This window comes from Lactiplantibacillus modestisalitolerans, assembly GCF_005405425.1.
Lineage (GTDB): Bacteria > Bacillota > Bacilli > Lactobacillales > Lactobacillaceae > Lactiplantibacillus > Lactiplantibacillus modestisalitolerans.
Genome location: NZ_BJEA01000005.1, coordinates 15,069 through 31,603, shown reverse-complemented (window position 1 = coordinate 31,603; position 16,535 = coordinate 15,069). Strand labels below are relative to the sequence as shown.

Below are 16,535 nucleotides of genomic sequence, written 5' to 3'. Positions count from 1 at the left end.
ACGGAACCGACAGAGCCGACAGAGCCGACAGAGCCGACGGAACCGACGGAACCGACCGAACCGACAGAGCCGACGGAACCGACGGAACCGACCGAACCGACAGAGCCGACCGAACCGACAGGACCCACAGAACCAACGGATTCTGCTACACCAAATATTTCGATAGATTCAATGAACTCGCAGTTGCTGTTTAAGTCTGACGTAAGAGATGTCGATCAAATGAAGTGGCCGCAAAATACAATTTTAAGATCAAAAGCAGAATCATCATTAATTCAAAAGTGGGTTACAGGATCTAATAAATCACTTGTAAAAAGTCCACGGAATTCAGCGTTAAATAAAATGGAACCGCTTATTTTGAAGCAAGGTGACAAAGTGACGCAATTGCCACAGACGTCAGAAAAGCATTCGACGAGTCTAAGTGTATTGGGCTGGGTACTAGTGAGTGTATTGGGGTGGCTTGGTTTTAGAGATAAACGTAAATTATAATTTTAGAGCTTATGTGTAACAATTCACAAAATGGTGCTGAATAAAATTTTGGTAACAGTAACTTTTAATTGATAACATGAAGGACTAATTGAACGGTTTAACCTTTCAGTAATGTTCATTAAATGCGGTGGTGCCGGCTTTTTAGCAAAGTCGGCGCCGCCGTTTTGTTTAGTTTAAAGATGTAAGCGAATTAGATTACAGGAAGATTGCAACGAGGATAAGAATTGATAACGTTTGTGAAATAAAGCGCTTTCAAGGTGTTAAAATGCGGGGAAATGAGGGATAATATAAGTGAACATTTGTAAGTTATCTACCGTAACCAAACGCAAACATTTAAGGAGCACTATGAAAACAATTAAACGTCTATTAGGGGCGTGCGCACTCGTCGTTGCCGTGGTCTGGGGATTAAATCATCAGGCGGTTTACCTTCCCAAAATGATGGCCGTGATCGACAACGGGCAAACAAACTTAATGACGGCGCTGGCTGGTGATTCATCTAACCAGTCACAGTCCAACGAACAAACGACCGCTACCGATGTTAGCGCCAGTGGCTCAAGTGCCACGGCGACTGCAAAGCAGGATCAACAAGCTAAAGCGACCGCGGTTGAAAGTATCGTCCAAAGCGCAACCCTAAAAAAAACGTATTACTATCAATTTGACGACCAGCTACCCGCAAAAGCGAAGCGGGCCTTCCAAACAGCAATCCAAACGTATAATCAGACTGGAATCGTAAACTTAGTCGCGGGTCAAGCGCCAAGTGATGGCAATTCACTGACCTTTTCAATTTACCATAAGAAAATGCCCGCGGGGACCACGCAGATTGAGCTAGGTCATGGTGGTCCGGAAATTACGAAAGAAGTTAGTGTCAGTCAGACGCGTTATTGGAACCAAGCTAACGCGAGTCTGAACAGTGCTTATAGTATGTCTTACAGCGCCGCCGTGGCAGTCCATGAAGTGGGCCACGCATTAGGTTTAGATCACAGTGACGACGTAACTTCGGTGATGTACCCAGTTAGTCAGGGTCGGAGTCAGTTATCCGGTGCTGACATTGCCGGTTTAAAGTCAATTTACCAATCGTAATAATAATTAACTTAATCATCACTGCTTTTTTCAAACAGAAATTAACCATTTTGAACAACTTGACCTATACTAGAGGTGTACCAAATTAGAAAGGAAGTTGTTTTAGTATGGCTGAAGCTGTGGAAATGAACAGTACATTGGACGAAAAGATGTCAGACGTATTTGATTGGAGCGATTCCAAGTTACCTGTTCGCGATGCAATTTGGAATCATTTCATGGACGCTGATAACCATGACACTGACAAGACCGCTGATGAAGTAGCGCCTTATATGAGTATGGATGAAGCTAAGCTCAAGAGCGAAGTTGAAAAACTCTTAAAGGCTTAACTAAACAACTTAAGCATCGCTGGGATCCAGCCGTTAACGCGGCTGGATCTTTTTTTGAGAATGCACCAAAGGTCGGTTAGCTGGTGCATGTTTTGGCTATTAATATTCGGAGATACACAAGAGACCGTGACTAATGTCATAGTTTCTTTTAATTATGCGTCGATTTGAACAGTTACTAAGCTAGATTAGGACTGAATATGAAAAAGTTTATGCTTTGTAAATGCTGTTACTATCGTGTTTATGCACTAGCTGGTTTTAATTATTAAAAATAAAGGGTTGACTTATCATTAAATTTTAATTAACCTAGGAAACATCAACAACTCAAAACAAACTCTTTTGAAAGCGAGGCTGACCACGATGAAAATTCAATTTAACCTAACCAAAACAGTGGCAGTCTTTGCCGTTCAAAACTTAGTCTTATTATTATGCATGAAGGACCCGGTTACTTCCGTTTGAGTTAACGCTCAACAGTTAAGTGAACTGAGCCCTTCTTTCCCATTGCGGTGATGAGGCTTGGTTCACACGAAACGGCCTCATTCACTTAGTGGATGGGGTCGTTTTTTTGGACTAAAAGTCTGAATTGAGTTAATTCACAAGGAAAGTGGGAATCATTATGTTGAAGAAGTGGGAACAACGTTCAATGAAAGTCGCAGCACTCGGGGTGACCGCCCTCGCATTAGCTGGTTGTAGCAGTGCTAAATCTAGTTCAAATCAGGGTAATAATCCTGGCAAAACGATTAAAATCGGGGTCAACATGGAACTTTCCGGTTCGGCCGCTGGTTACGGTGAACAACAAAAACAAGGGATTCAATTAGCCGTTAAGAAAATTAATAAAAATGGTGGGATTCAGGTTGGCAAAACCAAGAAAAAAGTCCAACTCGTGATTCGGGATAACAAGACGACCAACAACACCGCGGCGTCGGTTGCCGCCCAGTTGGTCAACAACGATAAGGTGGTGGCGGTTGTGGGCCCCGCAACGACTAACGCCGGGACCGCTGCCATTCCCAACATGACCAAGGCGAGCGTACCAACCGTCAGTCCGTCCGCAACCGATCCGGATTTCACCCTCCAAAAGGGTGGGGCGGTTCAAAAGTACGTTTTCCGAGCGTGCTATCAAAATGATTTTCAAGGTTCGTCGGCCGCTAAGTTTGTGACTAAGAATTTGAAAGCCAAGCGGGTTGCCATTTTGACCGACAATTCCAGCGATTACGGGACCGGCTTGACCAAGGCCTTCAAGAAGAGTTACACGGGGAAGCTCGTTAGCAGCCAAACCTTCCAAGAGGGTGACAAGGATTTCAATGCTATCTTGACGTCGCTTAAGCATAAGCAAATTGACGCGATTTACGCGCCCGGCTATTATTCTGAAATTGGGTTGATCGTAAAACAAGCCCGCCAAGCTGGTATTCAGGCTCCCATCGTTGGGAGTGATGGGATGGCTGACGCCAAACTCGCCCAAATCGCGGGCAAGCAGAACGCCAATCAAGTCTATTACACGACGCCGTTTTCAACCAAGGCCGCGGCTAGCAATCCAGTCGCATCGAAATTTATGAGTGCTTATCAGGATAAATACGGTTCAACCGCCCCGACCTTCTCCGCGTTGGCGTACGATTCGGTCTACATGATTAAAAAGGCAATTGAAAACGAGGGTTCTGCTAACTCAGTTAAAATCGCTAACGGCCTTGCTAAGTTGAAGAACTTCAAGGGAACGACCGGGACAATCACGATTGACAAGAAACATAATGCTGAAAAAACGATTGCGATTGAACAGTTGACGAACGGTCAAGTTACGAAGACGTACGACGTTGACCAATAAACGGTTAGGAGGTGACGTGCATGCAAACGTTTGGACAGCAGTTGGTAAACGGACTCTCACTGGGGAGTATCTACGCCTTACTAGCGTTGGGCTACACCATGGTTTACGGCATTATTAAATTAATTAATTTCGCACACGGAGATATTTACATGCTAGGGGCGTTTTGGGGCTATTACAGTTTACGGGCCTTCCACTTTAACTTCTTAATGGCACTCTGTTCGGCGATGGTTGTTTGCGCGGTCCTCGGAGTGGTGATTGAATACTTCGCCTACCGGCCGTTACGCCATTCGCCGCGGATTACCGCGCTGATTACCGCCATTGGAGTCTCGTTCTTACTTGAAAACGGGATGTCGGCCCTGGTGGGAGCCAACGCCCGGAGTTTTCCCCAGGCGCTACCGGTGGTGACTTACCACTGGTTAGGTATTCGGGTCTCCAACATTCAGTTGTTAATATTGATTACCGCCTGCCTGTTAATGGCACTGCTAGAATTAATTATTAAACGGACCAAGATGGGGAAGGCGATGCGGGCCGTTTCCGTGGACCCGGAAGCCGCCCAATTGGTTGGCATCAACTTAAACCATACGATTTCGTTTACGTTTGCACTGGGATCCGCAATGGCCGGAGCCGCGGGCGTCTTGATTGGGTTGTACTATAACTCAATTGACCCGTTGATGGGAATGACGCCCGGAATCAAAGCCTTCGTTGCCGCCGTCATTGGCGGCATCGGGTCGGTTCCCGGGGCCTCGTTAGGCGGTTTCATCATTGGAATTTTGGAGACCGGTGTTCAGGCGGTCGGTTTATCGGCGTATAAGGACGCAGTCGTTTACTTCGTGTTGATCGTCATCTTGTTGGTCATGCCAGCCGGAATCTTTGGTCACAACCGGCGTGAAAAAGTGTAGGTGAGTATTGTGAAAGTAACGTTGAAAAGTAATTTAGCTTGGGTCGGCGTGATGTTATTTGGCTTTATCATCATTGACGCGCTCGAATTTGCCGGGCTGATTAATACCTTTATTGAAAACATGTTAGTAACGATCGGAATTAACGTCATTTTAGCGGTGGGTTTAAATTTGATTATTGGCTTTGCTGGCCAATTTTCACTCGGTCACGCCGGCTTTATGGCCATTGGTGCTTACGCGACCGGGATTATGACCCAAACGATGAGTACGCCGCTGGGCTTCTACATATCAATGGTGGTCGGAATGGTGATTGCCGTGATCGCGGCCGTGATCGTTGGGGTGCCAACGCTCCGGCTGCGTGGCGACTACCTCGCGATTGCGACGATGGGGGCTGCCGAAATTATTCGGATCGTTATCAACAACCTTAAAATTACGAACGGAGCCGCCGGACTCTTCAACATTCCAGCGCTAGCTTCGTGGGTCACCGTTTACGTGCTCATGTGCTTAACGACGATCGTGACCGTTAACTTTATTCATAGTCGCGGGGGACGTGCGGTGATGGCGGTTCGTGAAGACGAGTTGGCTGCTGGTGCGATGGGCATCAACACGACGCGCTGGAAGTTAGCAGCCTTCGTGTTTGGCGCGGCCACGGCCGCCATCGGTGGTTCGCTGCACGCCGCGTACATTCAGACGATTGCGCCTGGCGACTTTAACATCATGGCGTCGATTGCGATTTTGATCATCGTCGTCCTTGGCGGGGTTGGCAGCATTACCGGGACCTTCGTTGCCGCGGTGGTACTCGGTGCGCTCGACACCATTTTGCAAAACTTTGGCACGGTACGGATGATTATTTATTCGCTCGCACTAATCTTAATTATGATTTTTAAACCAGCCGGTCTATTGGGAACGTGGGAATTTTCGTTCCGGCGCTGGTTGACGAAGGGGGCGGTGACGCATGACTAGTCGACTACTTGATGCTCAGGAATTAGTGAAAAGTTTTGGTGGTCTAACCGCGGTCGCGAACGTTTCGGTCCACTTCGACCGGAACGAATTAGTTGGCCTGATTGGGCCTAACGGTGCCGGTAAAACGACGCTCTTTAACTTGCTGACTGGCGAAACACCGCTGACTTCTGGCAGTATTAGCCTCTACACCGACCAGGGCGTGCAAACCCTGAACGGAAAAAAGCCGGCGCAAATTGCACAAGCGGGAATTTCGCGGACCTTTCAAAACATTCGGTTATTTAAAGATCTTAGCGTCCTCGACAACGTTAAGATTGCGATGACCAACCATTACCAGGAAGGCTTTTTGACCAGTGTGTTTCGGCTGCCAAAATTTTACCAGACCGAAGCAGCGATGGCGCAAGCGGCACACGAGCTACTTAAGATTTTTGATTTAACCGCGGTCGCCGACCAACCGGCGCGCAACTTACCGTACGGGACGCAACGTCGTTTGGAAATTGTCCGGGCCCTTGCGACCAAACCGAGCTTGTTGTTTTTGGACGAACCGGCTGCCGGCATGAACCCGGAGGAAACTGCCGATTTGACCCAGTTAATTCGGCAAATTCAGCGCGATTTTCACATTACGGTCGTCTTGATTGAACACGATATGTCGCTGGTAATGAACGTTGTTGAACGGCTTTACGTGTTGGAGCACGGTGGGTTATTAGCAAGTGGTACGCCGGATGAGATTCAACGGGATCCGGCCGTGATCAAAGCCTATTTAGGGGGTGCTTAACGTGTTAACAGTTAAAGATCTAGCCGTTAATTACGGTGCGATTCAAGCGGTGAAGGGTGTCAGCTTTGAGGTTCACCGGGGTGAAATTGTGACCCTAATTGGTGCCAATGGTGCTGGTAAGTCAACGCTACTTAAAACGATTTCGGGATTGATGCGTCCTAAAGCCGGTCAGATCACCTACTTAGAGCGTCCGCTTGACCGCCTCTCTGCCCCTCAGATTGTGCGGGCTGGAATTTCGCAGGTCCCGGAAGGGCGCCACATTTTTCCGGGACTTTCCGTCCAAGAGAATCTTCAGATGGGGGCGTTTGGACAGCGTGACCGGGCCGTTTTTAACGAAACGCTCCAAACGGTCTACGATTACTTTCCAATTTTGAAAAAGCGGCGCACCCAGGATGCCGCGACCCTTTCCGGTGGCGAACAACAAATGCTCGCGATGGGCCGGGCGTTAATGGCTCATCCCCAGTTAATGTTGCTCGACGAACCATCAATGGGGCTCGCACCAATTTTTATCCAAGAAATTTTTACAATTATCCAAGCAATTAATCAAGCCGGAACGACTGTCTTATTGATCGAGCAAAACGCCCGTCAGGCCTTAAAAATCGCCGACCGGGGTTATGTTTTAGCAAGTGGGCAGGTCAAATTAAGTGGTAGTGGGGCGGCCTTACTCGCCAACCCGGACGTTCAACGGGCTTATTTAGGGGGCTAAGCATGAGTGTTGCAGATTACATGACCCGCCAGCTGGTCGTCGCCCATCCAAAGACGACGGTCAGCGTGGCGGTCGAACTAATGAAACAAAATCAGATTCACCGCTTACCAGTCATGGCGAATAACCGCATGGTCGGTTTGATCACCCACGGGATTATTCAGCGGGCCTTACCGTCGCAGGCGACCAGCTTGTCGGTTTACGAAACGACCTACCTATTGACTAAGACGACGGTTGACCAAATTATGGAGACTCAGGTTCAGACGGTGACGGCCAACGCCCAGTTAGAGACGGCAATTGCCAAACTGCGTCGCTATGATATCGGCGTTTTGCCGGTAGTTGATGGGGAGGCAGTCGTCGGGATTATTACGACTAACGACATCTTAGACGCCTTCCTCAATATTGCCGGTTACGGGCAACCGGGGAGCGTCACGCGGGTGGTCGTTCATCACGACCACGTGGGCGTGATCTTTAAGCTCGGACAGGTGCTCACTGCTCACGATTTAAGCATCCAAACGTTAATGGTTGTCAACCGCCCCGACGCTAAAGTGATTGAACTACACGTCAACAGTGAGCAGGTTGCGCCGGTCAACCAGGTTTTGCGAGCGGCGGGCTTTGAATTAGAGCCGGTGACTGGGGAACGTTAGTCAGTGTAAATTGATCAGGTTGTGAAGCTGTGCATATGCAAACAACTTGCAAAAGCTATGCGGTGGTGTGAATGCGCTGCATAGCTTTTTTGCGACGATTGTTCGGCCGAAAACACGTGAAAATTAATTAATATATCAAGTGATAAACTAGTTGTTTGAATGAGCAGTTACCGGGTTAATTGAGCGGTTGACTATAAGTAATCGTAATAAGCGGTAATTTTTTAAGACGGGATTTTACCATATAATAGGAAGAAACTTTTCCAATTGAATTCAGTATTATGATTCGTAATAACTTATACGTGCAACGGGCAGGTTGGACTAGATGGTAACGTTTGTAAGTAAACCAACGTTACCCAGCTGTGAATATAATAATCTTAATAAGTGGATGAGGGCCGATTTGTTCGGTTAATGACCAAAAAAGACTGTTTTTTAAAGTATAATTATCAATAAATATAAATTTAAAAGTATTAATATGCAGATCCGTAAAGCTGACTACTTCCGTTTAGTGAAATATACCAATTATCGATTGCCTACAATTTAATTGTCAAACCATTTTTGTTAACAATATGTTTTATGACGATAGCCCTATTATAGCGGCGTTTAAGTAGCGGCCTTGTTAATAATGATTATAAAGCCTAGCTTTTATTAAAACTAAAACGGAATTGTGAAATTATAATTGGTCTATATTCTTTAATATTTTGGCTAAATCACGACTAGACAGCACCGTATAAAAAATAATTTAAAAAATATTTTCCGCCCCAAATGGTTGATACCATTGACTTTCTGCACCCAACCCGGAAACAGGTCAAAGGTTAAAGGGTTGTAATTAATTTAAAACGTGTTAAATTATAAGCATAGTTAATGTAGCTAATCGTTAGAGATTAATAAATAAGGGGATGTACTTATTATGAAAAAGATGGTAGGGAGTTTATTAATGACGAGTGCGTTACTTTTGGGGGCAATGGCTCCAATCGCGGCCAGTGCTGCGGATACACCGGTAGAAGGCGAAAATAGGGATGGGAATACGACGGCCACGGCTAGTTTTACGGCGCCAACCACGCCAACCACGCCAGTTGACCCAACGGATCCGAATAAACCTGTTGAACCGAAACCGGGCGGAGATAATAACGGTGCTAATCCTGATGGTGGGTCTGGGTTGTCACTAATCTGGGCACCGGCGAACCTGAACTTCGGGTCGCATACACTGAGTGTTACGAGTGATGAGCAATACGATGCCACTGAGGGTAATGATGCTGGTGCCACTGCAACGAGTCTCATGCCTAAAGCAGATGGTACAGCTAGCGCCTTTACTGGGACTCAGGTTTCCGATACTCGCGGGACTAATGCCGGCTGGAAGCTGAACGTTTCAAGTAGTGCATTAAAACTCGAGGATAAATCGGCAACGATTGAAGGCGCTTCAATCACTTTACCAGCTGGGACGTTGCGGTCTTCCGGTGATGCGGGTGTTAACACCACAGCTAACGCTGACAACGGGGCAGTTGGGCTTGGTGGACAAATCCAAACCAATGGGACTGCAGTAACGGTTCTTTCAGCAGCTGAAGGTAAGGGTGCCGGGATTACGGTTCAACAAATGAATCCAGCGGACGTGTTTTTAAATGTCAATGCGAACACGGTACAAAGTGGGACCTATACTGGGACCTTAAATTGGACCTTAACAGATTCAGTACAATAAGCTTGACCGGAGATGCTTAAGGCATCTCCTTTACATAATAATAACGGAACTGAAGGGAGTCGGTACGCATGCGGTTGAACGGATGGTTAGCGCGGGGCGTCGCGTTTGCGATGACGCTGATGACTGGAATGGGGCTGATGGTAACGGCCAGAGCGGCACAAGCTAAAAACACGCCGAGCAATGAGATTGGGTTTAGCGTCTCCGCGCAATTACCTAAAAACCAGGCGAATAAAAAGAATAGCTTTTTCGATTTAAACATGGCCAAAGGGCAGCAACAAACGCTTAAAACGGTAATCAATAATACGACGGACCGCGATATCAAAGTCCGGATGGGGATTAATACCGCTTATACAAACAATAATGGGGTTATTGAATATATGACGGCGGCGAAGGTGTTTGATCCGTCATTGAAGGTGCGCGTCGGTGAAATTACGACCATCGTTGGCCCGAAAACCGTTACCGTTCCCGCAAATGGTTCCAAAACCGTCAGCGCGCAAGTTAAAATGCCGGCTAAGCAGTTTAACGGGACCCTCCTAGGAGGCTGGTTCTTTAAGCGGGTCAGTGATAAGGCGACCGGCTCCGTTAAGGGCACTACGAATTTGAAAAACGAGTACGCCTACGTTATCGGACTCAAGTACCGTTCGGGTCAGGAACAACAACCAACCATGAAATTGGGGAAGGTTGAAGCTGGGATGATCAACTATCACCGGGGAATTTTAGCTGAATTACGAAACCCCGCGGCGGTCGTCATCTCGAACTTAAAGATGAATACGACGATCACTAGTAAAAATAGTGGCAAGGTCGTTAAGAAAGCAACGAAACAAGCGGTCCAAATGGCGCCCAATACCCTGTACGACTACCCGGTATTAACGGGCAATCAAAAGCTTCAAGCTGGTAAGTACCACTTACACATGGTAGTTAAGAATCAAGCTCACCGGTGGGTTTTCGACCGCGACTTTATGATCACCCAGCAGTCCGCACAAAAGTATAATAAAGCGTCAGTTGATGATAACGGCATTAGTATCTGGTGGTTAGTTGCCCTGGGTGCTTTGGGAATGCTGATCTTAATCTTAATTATCATTGGGATTATTCTCTTAATTAAGAAGCAGCGTCAACGTGACGAAGACGAGCAATAAAATTTGAGTTAGGTGACAGTACAAGGGGGCAACGGCAATGAAAAAATTGCTATGGGGGCTCGTTTTAGGACTGTTGTTGATGCTAAATTTGGGGAGTTCCGTCCAAGCAACAACGGTTCAATCGGTTGAAACCCGCGTGCGATTTTATACGACGAGTCGAGTTGAACAGCAACGAATAAATCAGAATAATGATGCCCACGTGATCCCAAGCGGGTTCGTAGCGTACCAGTTACCAGCTAAAGCAGCTCAGCCTGAAAGCGTGCTTGGCTGGCTACGCCAAAGTCACGTGGAAACGCTCCCGCAAACGGGGGAGCGGTTAGCGCTCATTCAAACGTTAGTGGGGGGCCTGCTACTAATCATTGCGGCCCTACTTGCCGGGTTACGGCAGCTATTAAAGAGCGAGGTGAACGGTCATGCGGAGACATAAGCGATTATGGACAAAACTAGCAGTCGCACTGGGAAGTGCGTGCTTGGCGGTTGGTTTTGGCTGGATGACTGGGAGAGCGGCGGAAGTTAATACTAATAGTGTGAACATTCGAGATTCCATTACTCAATGGAAAGTTGGAAACGCTGTAGGTAATTCATATGGTTCTAATGGTGTTAATTATCCAACGATAGAGTCTGTAGAGGCTAACAATACTATTGATGGACATATTACAAATTTAACAACGGCTATAAAAATTAAAATGTCTGGTAGCGTTTCAACTACGAACGGCACAAACATGAGTAAAGTGTACTTTGATGTTTTTACAGATCCGACGAATGGAAGTTTTTCTGGAATGTCTTTGAGATCGTCTGAACCAACTCAATCAGATAATCTACTTTACATCTGGCCTTTTGGAGTATATCCAAAAAGTTCTGTTGATACTAATAAAACACAAACCATTACAGTTGATCTGTCAAAAAAACTTGTCTACCCCATATATGTTGGAATTCGCATTTTTATAAATGGTACTGATTATACTTATCGCTTTGGTGTAATTAATACACCTGATTTGTCAACTACGGTAGTTCAGCCCACTTCCACGGATAAAACCATCAAAGGAACCGGAGAAGCCGGCAACGTTGTTACTGTTACCATTGGTGATAGTATTACCAAGACGGCGACGGTTGGCAGTGATGGCAACTACGAGATTGACTTTGGTAAAGCGATTGGAAACGCAAATCAGTCTGTCGTTGTTAAGCAAAGCGAATCGCCAGATGCCCAAGTCTACACTGGCGGCCAAGGCATTGCCACCACCACCATTAAAGCACCGCCACTGACAATCAGCCCCACAACGGCCAACATTACGTATAACGCAGCCGACCTGAAAGCGTTGGCTGGCAAAACCCAACAAGAGGTTGTGGACTGGTTAGTGAACAAGGCTCAAATTACGGCGAAGAATACGGATGATGCCAGTGATCAGCTGACGTTTATGTCCGACACGAGCGACGTATTAAAGGCGCTTCAAGCGGGTGAAAATACTGGTTCAGCTACCATTAAAGTGTATGCGAAAAACGTCACTAACGACGAAACTAGCCGCGCGACAGTGACGGCGACCTATGATGGTGAGCTCGCCTTTAGCGTGGTTGCGCCAACCATTACCTTTGGCACGAACGAGTTACCAACTACCACCGCCAAAGAATTTGCAGTGACTAACCAGCCAGTCCTGAAAATTAAGGATACCCGGGCAACCGGGAGTAAATGGGCGCTAATGGCGCGAACCGATGGATTAAAGGACGGTACGACGAGTCTGAACGGTCAACTATTGTATCGTGATGCTCAGGGCAACCAAGTTCCACTAACCGCAAGCAACACGAAGTTAACGGGCGGTCAGAAGGTCGCCGGTCAGACGGAAACCCCTGTTGATCTGGACAGCTCCGCTACCGGTGATAAAGCGGGGATTTTCTTGCAAGTGCAGGCCGGTAATAAAATCGGTGCTTATAGCGGCACAATTAACTGGACTTTAACGGATGCGCCTTAACCGGCGTTATTAGGGTGGTGCGCCTAAATAAGGGGGCACCACTCTTTTTGGCGTGAGCTAAGCAAATGGGGTTAGCGGTTGAGTGATTTTACCTCCTGATAACAATTAATTACGAGTAAAAGCCACGCTTCTGCGGGGTGGCTAGGATTCTAATTAAAATTTAATTAAATAAAACTAACCCGCCAATTCGTTGGTACTAATCGTTTTTGAGCCTGAAATGTGCAGAATCACCAAAATTAGCCCCCTTGAACAAATCGGTTAACGTGGTAAATTATAGTTGCAACAAAATAAAATAGGCGGTGAGTAGTGATGAGAAGAATGTTGATGGGCGTTTTAGTGGGAAGCATCTTCACGTTGGGGACGCTAACACCAGCAATGGCGGTTACGACGGATCAATCCCTTGGTGAAACTAAGGTAACGGTCGGCGTTGAAGCTGGTACGCCAACAATTGTCGATCCGAATAATCCGGATAAATTGATGACGGGCGTTACGGCCAATGGTGCTAAGGATAGTAACAAAGAGGGGCTAGCACTCGTTTACGTAACCCCCACGTTGCCATTTGGGCAAATTAAGCTGAATGCTACGGGCCAATTGACTCAAGCAGCTAAGGCGATTACCAATGACCCGAAGCTGTACGCGGCTGGGGCTGACAGTAACAAAATGGTGGTCGAAGTGGGAGACTTAACGGGGAACCTTGCGGGCTGGCACTTATCAGTAGCCGGGACGGCTTTGACGGATACGAGTGCGCAGACGGCGAAAAAAATTGAGGGCGCCTACATTCAATTTAATAATCCGGCGGTGCAGTCCACGACGGATGCGGATTTGAACGCGGCAAAAGCTGATACCAGCACGGCTGACGCAACCAATGGCGCCCACGCGAAGGCAACCAAGGTTGATTTAGCTGATAGTTCGACTGGGGGCCCGATTATCCTAAGCGCGGCTAAGGAAAAGGGCTACGGGATGACGACGATGCAATACGCGCCTGAAGATATTAAATTAACCGTTCCGCGGAATGCTCGTTCGGGAACTTACCAAACAACTTTAAATTGGACTTTAACGGCGGGACCCGAACCTGAAGAAACGCCACAAGCTTAGCAAGCATCCACGCCCAGTGATGGGCGCGGCTACATAGAAAATTAAATCATGAATCGAGGATGTATAATGCTGAAAACAGATTGGTTAAAGGCGGGGATGGGTCTGCTTGCAGTACTCGGATTATTGTTGGTTGGCGGTTATCAGGGGCAAGCCGCCAGTCAGAATGCGGCCACTTCTGGCCGGGTCAGTTTTAGCGTGGCGCCGCAACTGCCTGCTAATCAGCGGGATGGGAACCGGTCATTCTTTGACTTGACGATGCGGATGGGGACGACGCAGCGCCTCAGTGCGACCATTTATAATCATTCGGACCGCGATATCCGGGTGACAACGGCGATTCATACGGCGAGTACGAACCAAAATGGCACCATTGAATACGTCCAAGCGCCGACAACGTACGACCCATCGTTAAAATACCGCTTAGACGCAACCACCAAGTTAACGGGTCCGGCGACGGTGACGGTTCCGGCAAACGGGAACAAGGTGGTCAGTGCGATTGTTCGCCTGCCAGCGGGGGCCTTCCACGGCGTCATGTTGGGGGGCTGGTATTTTCAGTTAGTCGACCAAAAGGCCACTGGCACGGTCGCCGGCGCAACCAATGTTAAGAATCAGTACTCGTACGTGATTGCAATGCGCTACACGGTTGGGCAGGTTCCCACACCACGGTTGGAACTGGCCGACGTCAAGCCGGGCTTGTTAAACGCGCACCACGGCATTTTCCCGCGGGTGCGTAACGTTCAACCGGCCATGCTAATGGGCTTGGACGTCCAAACGAAGGTTACGCGTAAAAGCGATGGGCAGAGTATGCGCGCCGACCGCAAAACCGGGGTTCAGTTTGCACCTAACTCGGCGTTTCGCTATCCCTTGTTAGCAGGTAGCACGCCCTTAGCGGCGGGTGAGTACCATTTACATATGATCGTTAAAAATCGGGCCCACCGGTGGGTCTTTGACCGGGACTTTACGGTTAGCGCGCGGGATGCGCACCACTATAACCAGCAGTCAGTTGACCCGTTGCCGAAAAGTCCGTGGTACTTGTTGCTGGTAGGGGCTGCTGGTATGTTCGTAATCATGCTAATCGTTTGGTGGTTGGTCGCGTGGCGGCGGAAGCACCGGGCAGCGACGGAGGACCAGACAAATGATTAGGCGAATGGCGATTCGTTGGGCTAAGAGCTGGGAGAATTATTACCGGCTTTTATTGATGTTTATTGCCGTGTTAGGCTGTTTGTGGCTGATCATGCCAGGGGTGCAAGCGGAGACGGATGCGGGGATGCAGTCGATTTTGGGAGACGGTAACCGGCTAGAAAAGTTAACAAATACCGGCAAATTTAAGATTGGCGTCAAGAATTACCCCTATTTAAAAGATGTATTGGCCGACCACACCCAGAATGGCTGGGTAACCAAGGATACGACTAAAATTCAAATTGTATTTAGTGGTGCAATGGCCTTAGCAGCTAATTATCCTGACGGCCCCTATTTTGATCTGACACACAATGTTCGGGTTGAAATGGGTGGGCCCAATATTAGTAAAGTGAGTACCGATGTCACTTATCCGTTTACTTACCCAGTGTTTGTGATGCGGCCAGTGCCAACCGTTAACCGATTACGACCGACGCTAACTTTTCCGCCCGTTGTCGAAATGAACGTTGATGGCAACGATTTGCTAAAGGCGACACCGGATAATCCACTGTATTTGAAACTTGTTTTTTCAGCTTGGAAAATTAATCCGAATTTTGGGGTGTTACACCCCTTGGCGAATATGTACTTATATAGTACTAATGAGTATGCACTTGCCCAGTTTCCCGTCAAGCAATTTAAGGGGGACTTGCACCCTAAAATTGACACGAACGTGACGGTTGAATCGGACAGAATTGAAGGAACGGCTGATTCAGGTAGTGTGGTTAGCTTACTGACGCCTTTTGGGAGTAGTGTCCAAGTTAAAGATGGTCACTTTAGTCTTCCGATTCCGCCTGGATCCCTAGTTAACGTGCCGATTGTTCGGGTTAAAGAGACGCTGGACGGGGATGAAGGAATTGGCAAAGCGTACGTGAGTAACCCGTTTTCAATTCAAGCGAAAAAATTAGTATTATTAACCCCCGGCGATGTCGCTGACTTGACTAAAAAAGTCGATAATAAGAGTAATCCGGCCCGGGTCTTTGCGGATAAAATCAAAAAGCTGGCCGACGTTAAGTTTCTCAGGAACGGCCAAGAATTAGCAACGCCGTTGGACCACCTAGTTGTTGAAAGCGAGGATCGGGAAGGGACGCCGGATAAAAAGAATTATGCAGAATCGATTTTGGCACCGTTACTTAATAAAAGCCAGGCTAGTATGACGCTAAAGCTACGCGCTCAAAACAGTAGTGATACGATTATTGCACCATCATATATGGAAGCTTCCGAGCTTTTTCCGGCGGGTAGGCCGGTTGAACCTTATCAACTAACCGTTGCCCTCATGCCCGAACTAAAAGATCCAGCAGCGGTCATTAATTCTGCCATCCACATCCCCGCCGCGCATGGCTTGAAGCGGTTAACGCCCAAGCCGGTGATTAGTTTAAAGGATCAAGCCTTTGGTAAATTAACCATTCTTGCGCAGGGCCAGCTTAGTACGAGTGATCAGCAGCATCACATTAACCTGATTTATCACGATGGACGGGGGGGCCAGGTTTCATTGGCAACCAAGCAACCAATTGCAACTATTGACACACAAACGTCAACCGAGCTGACGGCGGGTTGGTACCAAGCCGCCACGCCAGGGACGCTAAATGACAAGGGCATCTTCGTTGACGTTCCGGCTAATGTTAGACGGGGAACCTACACGGGAACCCTCAAATGGTTCTTTGAGGCCGTTCCGTAAAAGTATTGGCCACAGTCAAAGTAAGCTATTAGCGTAAGCCGACCACCCGAATAATCTGGGTGGTCGGCTTTTTAGATAACTCTGATGCGCTACCAAAAAGGTTCCGTACTAAT

At 47.6% G+C, this 16,535-nt stretch carries 16 protein-coding genes; all 16 read left to right on the top strand.

The window, feature by feature from the left end:
- A partial coding sequence (locus FFM79_RS12710) for an LPXTG cell wall anchor domain-containing protein (RefSeq protein ID WP_225424374.1) occupies positions 1–486 on the top strand: 486 nt, incomplete at its 5' end.
- Positions 487–831: 345 nt separating this feature from the next.
- The gene (locus FFM79_RS04050) at positions 832–1,566 is read left to right on the top strand and encodes a M57 family metalloprotease (RefSeq protein WP_170177371.1); all 735 of its coding nucleotides are present in this window, start codon (positions 832–834) and stop codon (positions 1,564–1,566) included.
- A gap of 107 nt (positions 1,567–1,673) precedes the next feature.
- Complete coding sequence (locus FFM79_RS04045) at positions 1,674–1,892, top strand: P8 family protein (protein ID WP_137642193.1); 219 nt, start codon at positions 1,674–1,676, stop codon at positions 1,890–1,892.
- Positions 1,893–2,505: 613 nt separating this feature from the next.
- Positions 2,506–3,705, top strand: a complete 1,200-nt coding sequence (locus FFM79_RS04040; protein WP_170177370.1) for an ABC transporter substrate-binding protein — start codon at positions 2,506–2,508, stop codon at positions 3,703–3,705.
- Between the two features lie 20 nt (positions 3,706–3,725).
- The gene (locus FFM79_RS04035; protein ID WP_137642192.1) at positions 3,726–4,604 is read left to right on the top strand and encodes a branched-chain amino acid ABC transporter permease; all 879 of its coding nucleotides are present in this window, start codon (positions 3,726–3,728) and stop codon (positions 4,602–4,604) included.
- Positions 4,605–4,655: 51 nt separating this feature from the next.
- Positions 4,656–5,564: a branched-chain amino acid ABC transporter permease gene (locus tag FFM79_RS04030; RefSeq protein WP_371852201.1), complete on the top strand. Its 909-nt coding sequence runs from the start codon at positions 4,656–4,658 to the stop codon at positions 5,562–5,564.
- Positions 5,557–6,336 carry an ABC transporter ATP-binding protein gene (locus tag FFM79_RS04025; protein ID WP_137642190.1) on the top strand — a complete coding sequence of 260 codons (780 nt, stop codon included), beginning with the start codon at positions 5,557–5,559 and terminating at the stop codon, positions 6,334–6,336. Before FFM79_RS04030 ends, FFM79_RS04025 begins: the two co-directional genes overlap by 8 nt.
- Position 6,337: 1 nt before the next feature.
- Complete coding sequence (locus tag FFM79_RS04020; protein WP_137642189.1) at positions 6,338–7,042, top strand: ABC transporter ATP-binding protein; 705 nt, start codon at positions 6,338–6,340, stop codon at positions 7,040–7,042.
- Between the two features lie 2 nt (positions 7,043–7,044).
- A complete protein-coding gene (locus FFM79_RS04015; protein WP_137642188.1) occupies positions 7,045–7,686 on the top strand; it encodes a CBS domain-containing protein in 642 nt (213 codons plus the stop codon).
- 907 nt (positions 7,687–8,593) lie between these two features.
- On the top strand, positions 8,594–9,379 hold the full coding sequence (locus tag FFM79_RS04010; RefSeq protein WP_137642187.1) for a WxL domain-containing protein: 786 nt from the start codon (positions 8,594–8,596) through the stop codon (positions 9,377–9,379).
- Between the two features lie 68 nt (positions 9,380–9,447).
- Entirely contained in the window at positions 9,448–10,515 is a 1,068-nt protein-coding gene (locus FFM79_RS04005) for a WxLIP family cell surface protein (protein WP_225424373.1), read from the top strand.
- A gap of 37 nt (positions 10,516–10,552) precedes the next feature.
- A complete protein-coding gene (locus FFM79_RS04000; protein WP_137642186.1) occupies positions 10,553–10,942 on the top strand; it encodes an LPXTG cell wall anchor domain-containing protein in 390 nt (129 codons plus the stop codon).
- A gap of 43 nt (positions 10,943–10,985) precedes the next feature.
- Entirely contained in the window at positions 10,986–12,479 is a 1,494-nt protein-coding gene (locus tag FFM79_RS03995) for a WxL domain-containing protein (protein WP_170177369.1), read from the top strand.
- Between the two features lie 309 nt (positions 12,480–12,788).
- Positions 12,789–13,574, top strand: coding sequence for a WxL domain-containing protein (locus tag FFM79_RS03990; RefSeq protein ID WP_137642184.1), 786 nt, complete (start codon positions 12,789–12,791; stop codon positions 13,572–13,574).
- 66 nt (positions 13,575–13,640) lie between these two features.
- Entirely contained in the window at positions 13,641–14,714 is a 1,074-nt protein-coding gene (locus FFM79_RS03985; RefSeq protein WP_170177368.1) for a WxLIP family cell surface protein, read from the top strand.
- Positions 14,707–16,422 carry a hypothetical protein gene (locus FFM79_RS03980; RefSeq protein ID WP_137642182.1) on the top strand — a complete coding sequence of 572 codons (1,716 nt, stop codon included), beginning with the start codon at positions 14,707–14,709 and terminating at the stop codon, positions 16,420–16,422. Before FFM79_RS03985 ends, FFM79_RS03980 begins: the two co-directional genes overlap by 8 nt.
- Positions 16,423–16,535 lie beyond the last annotated feature (113 nt).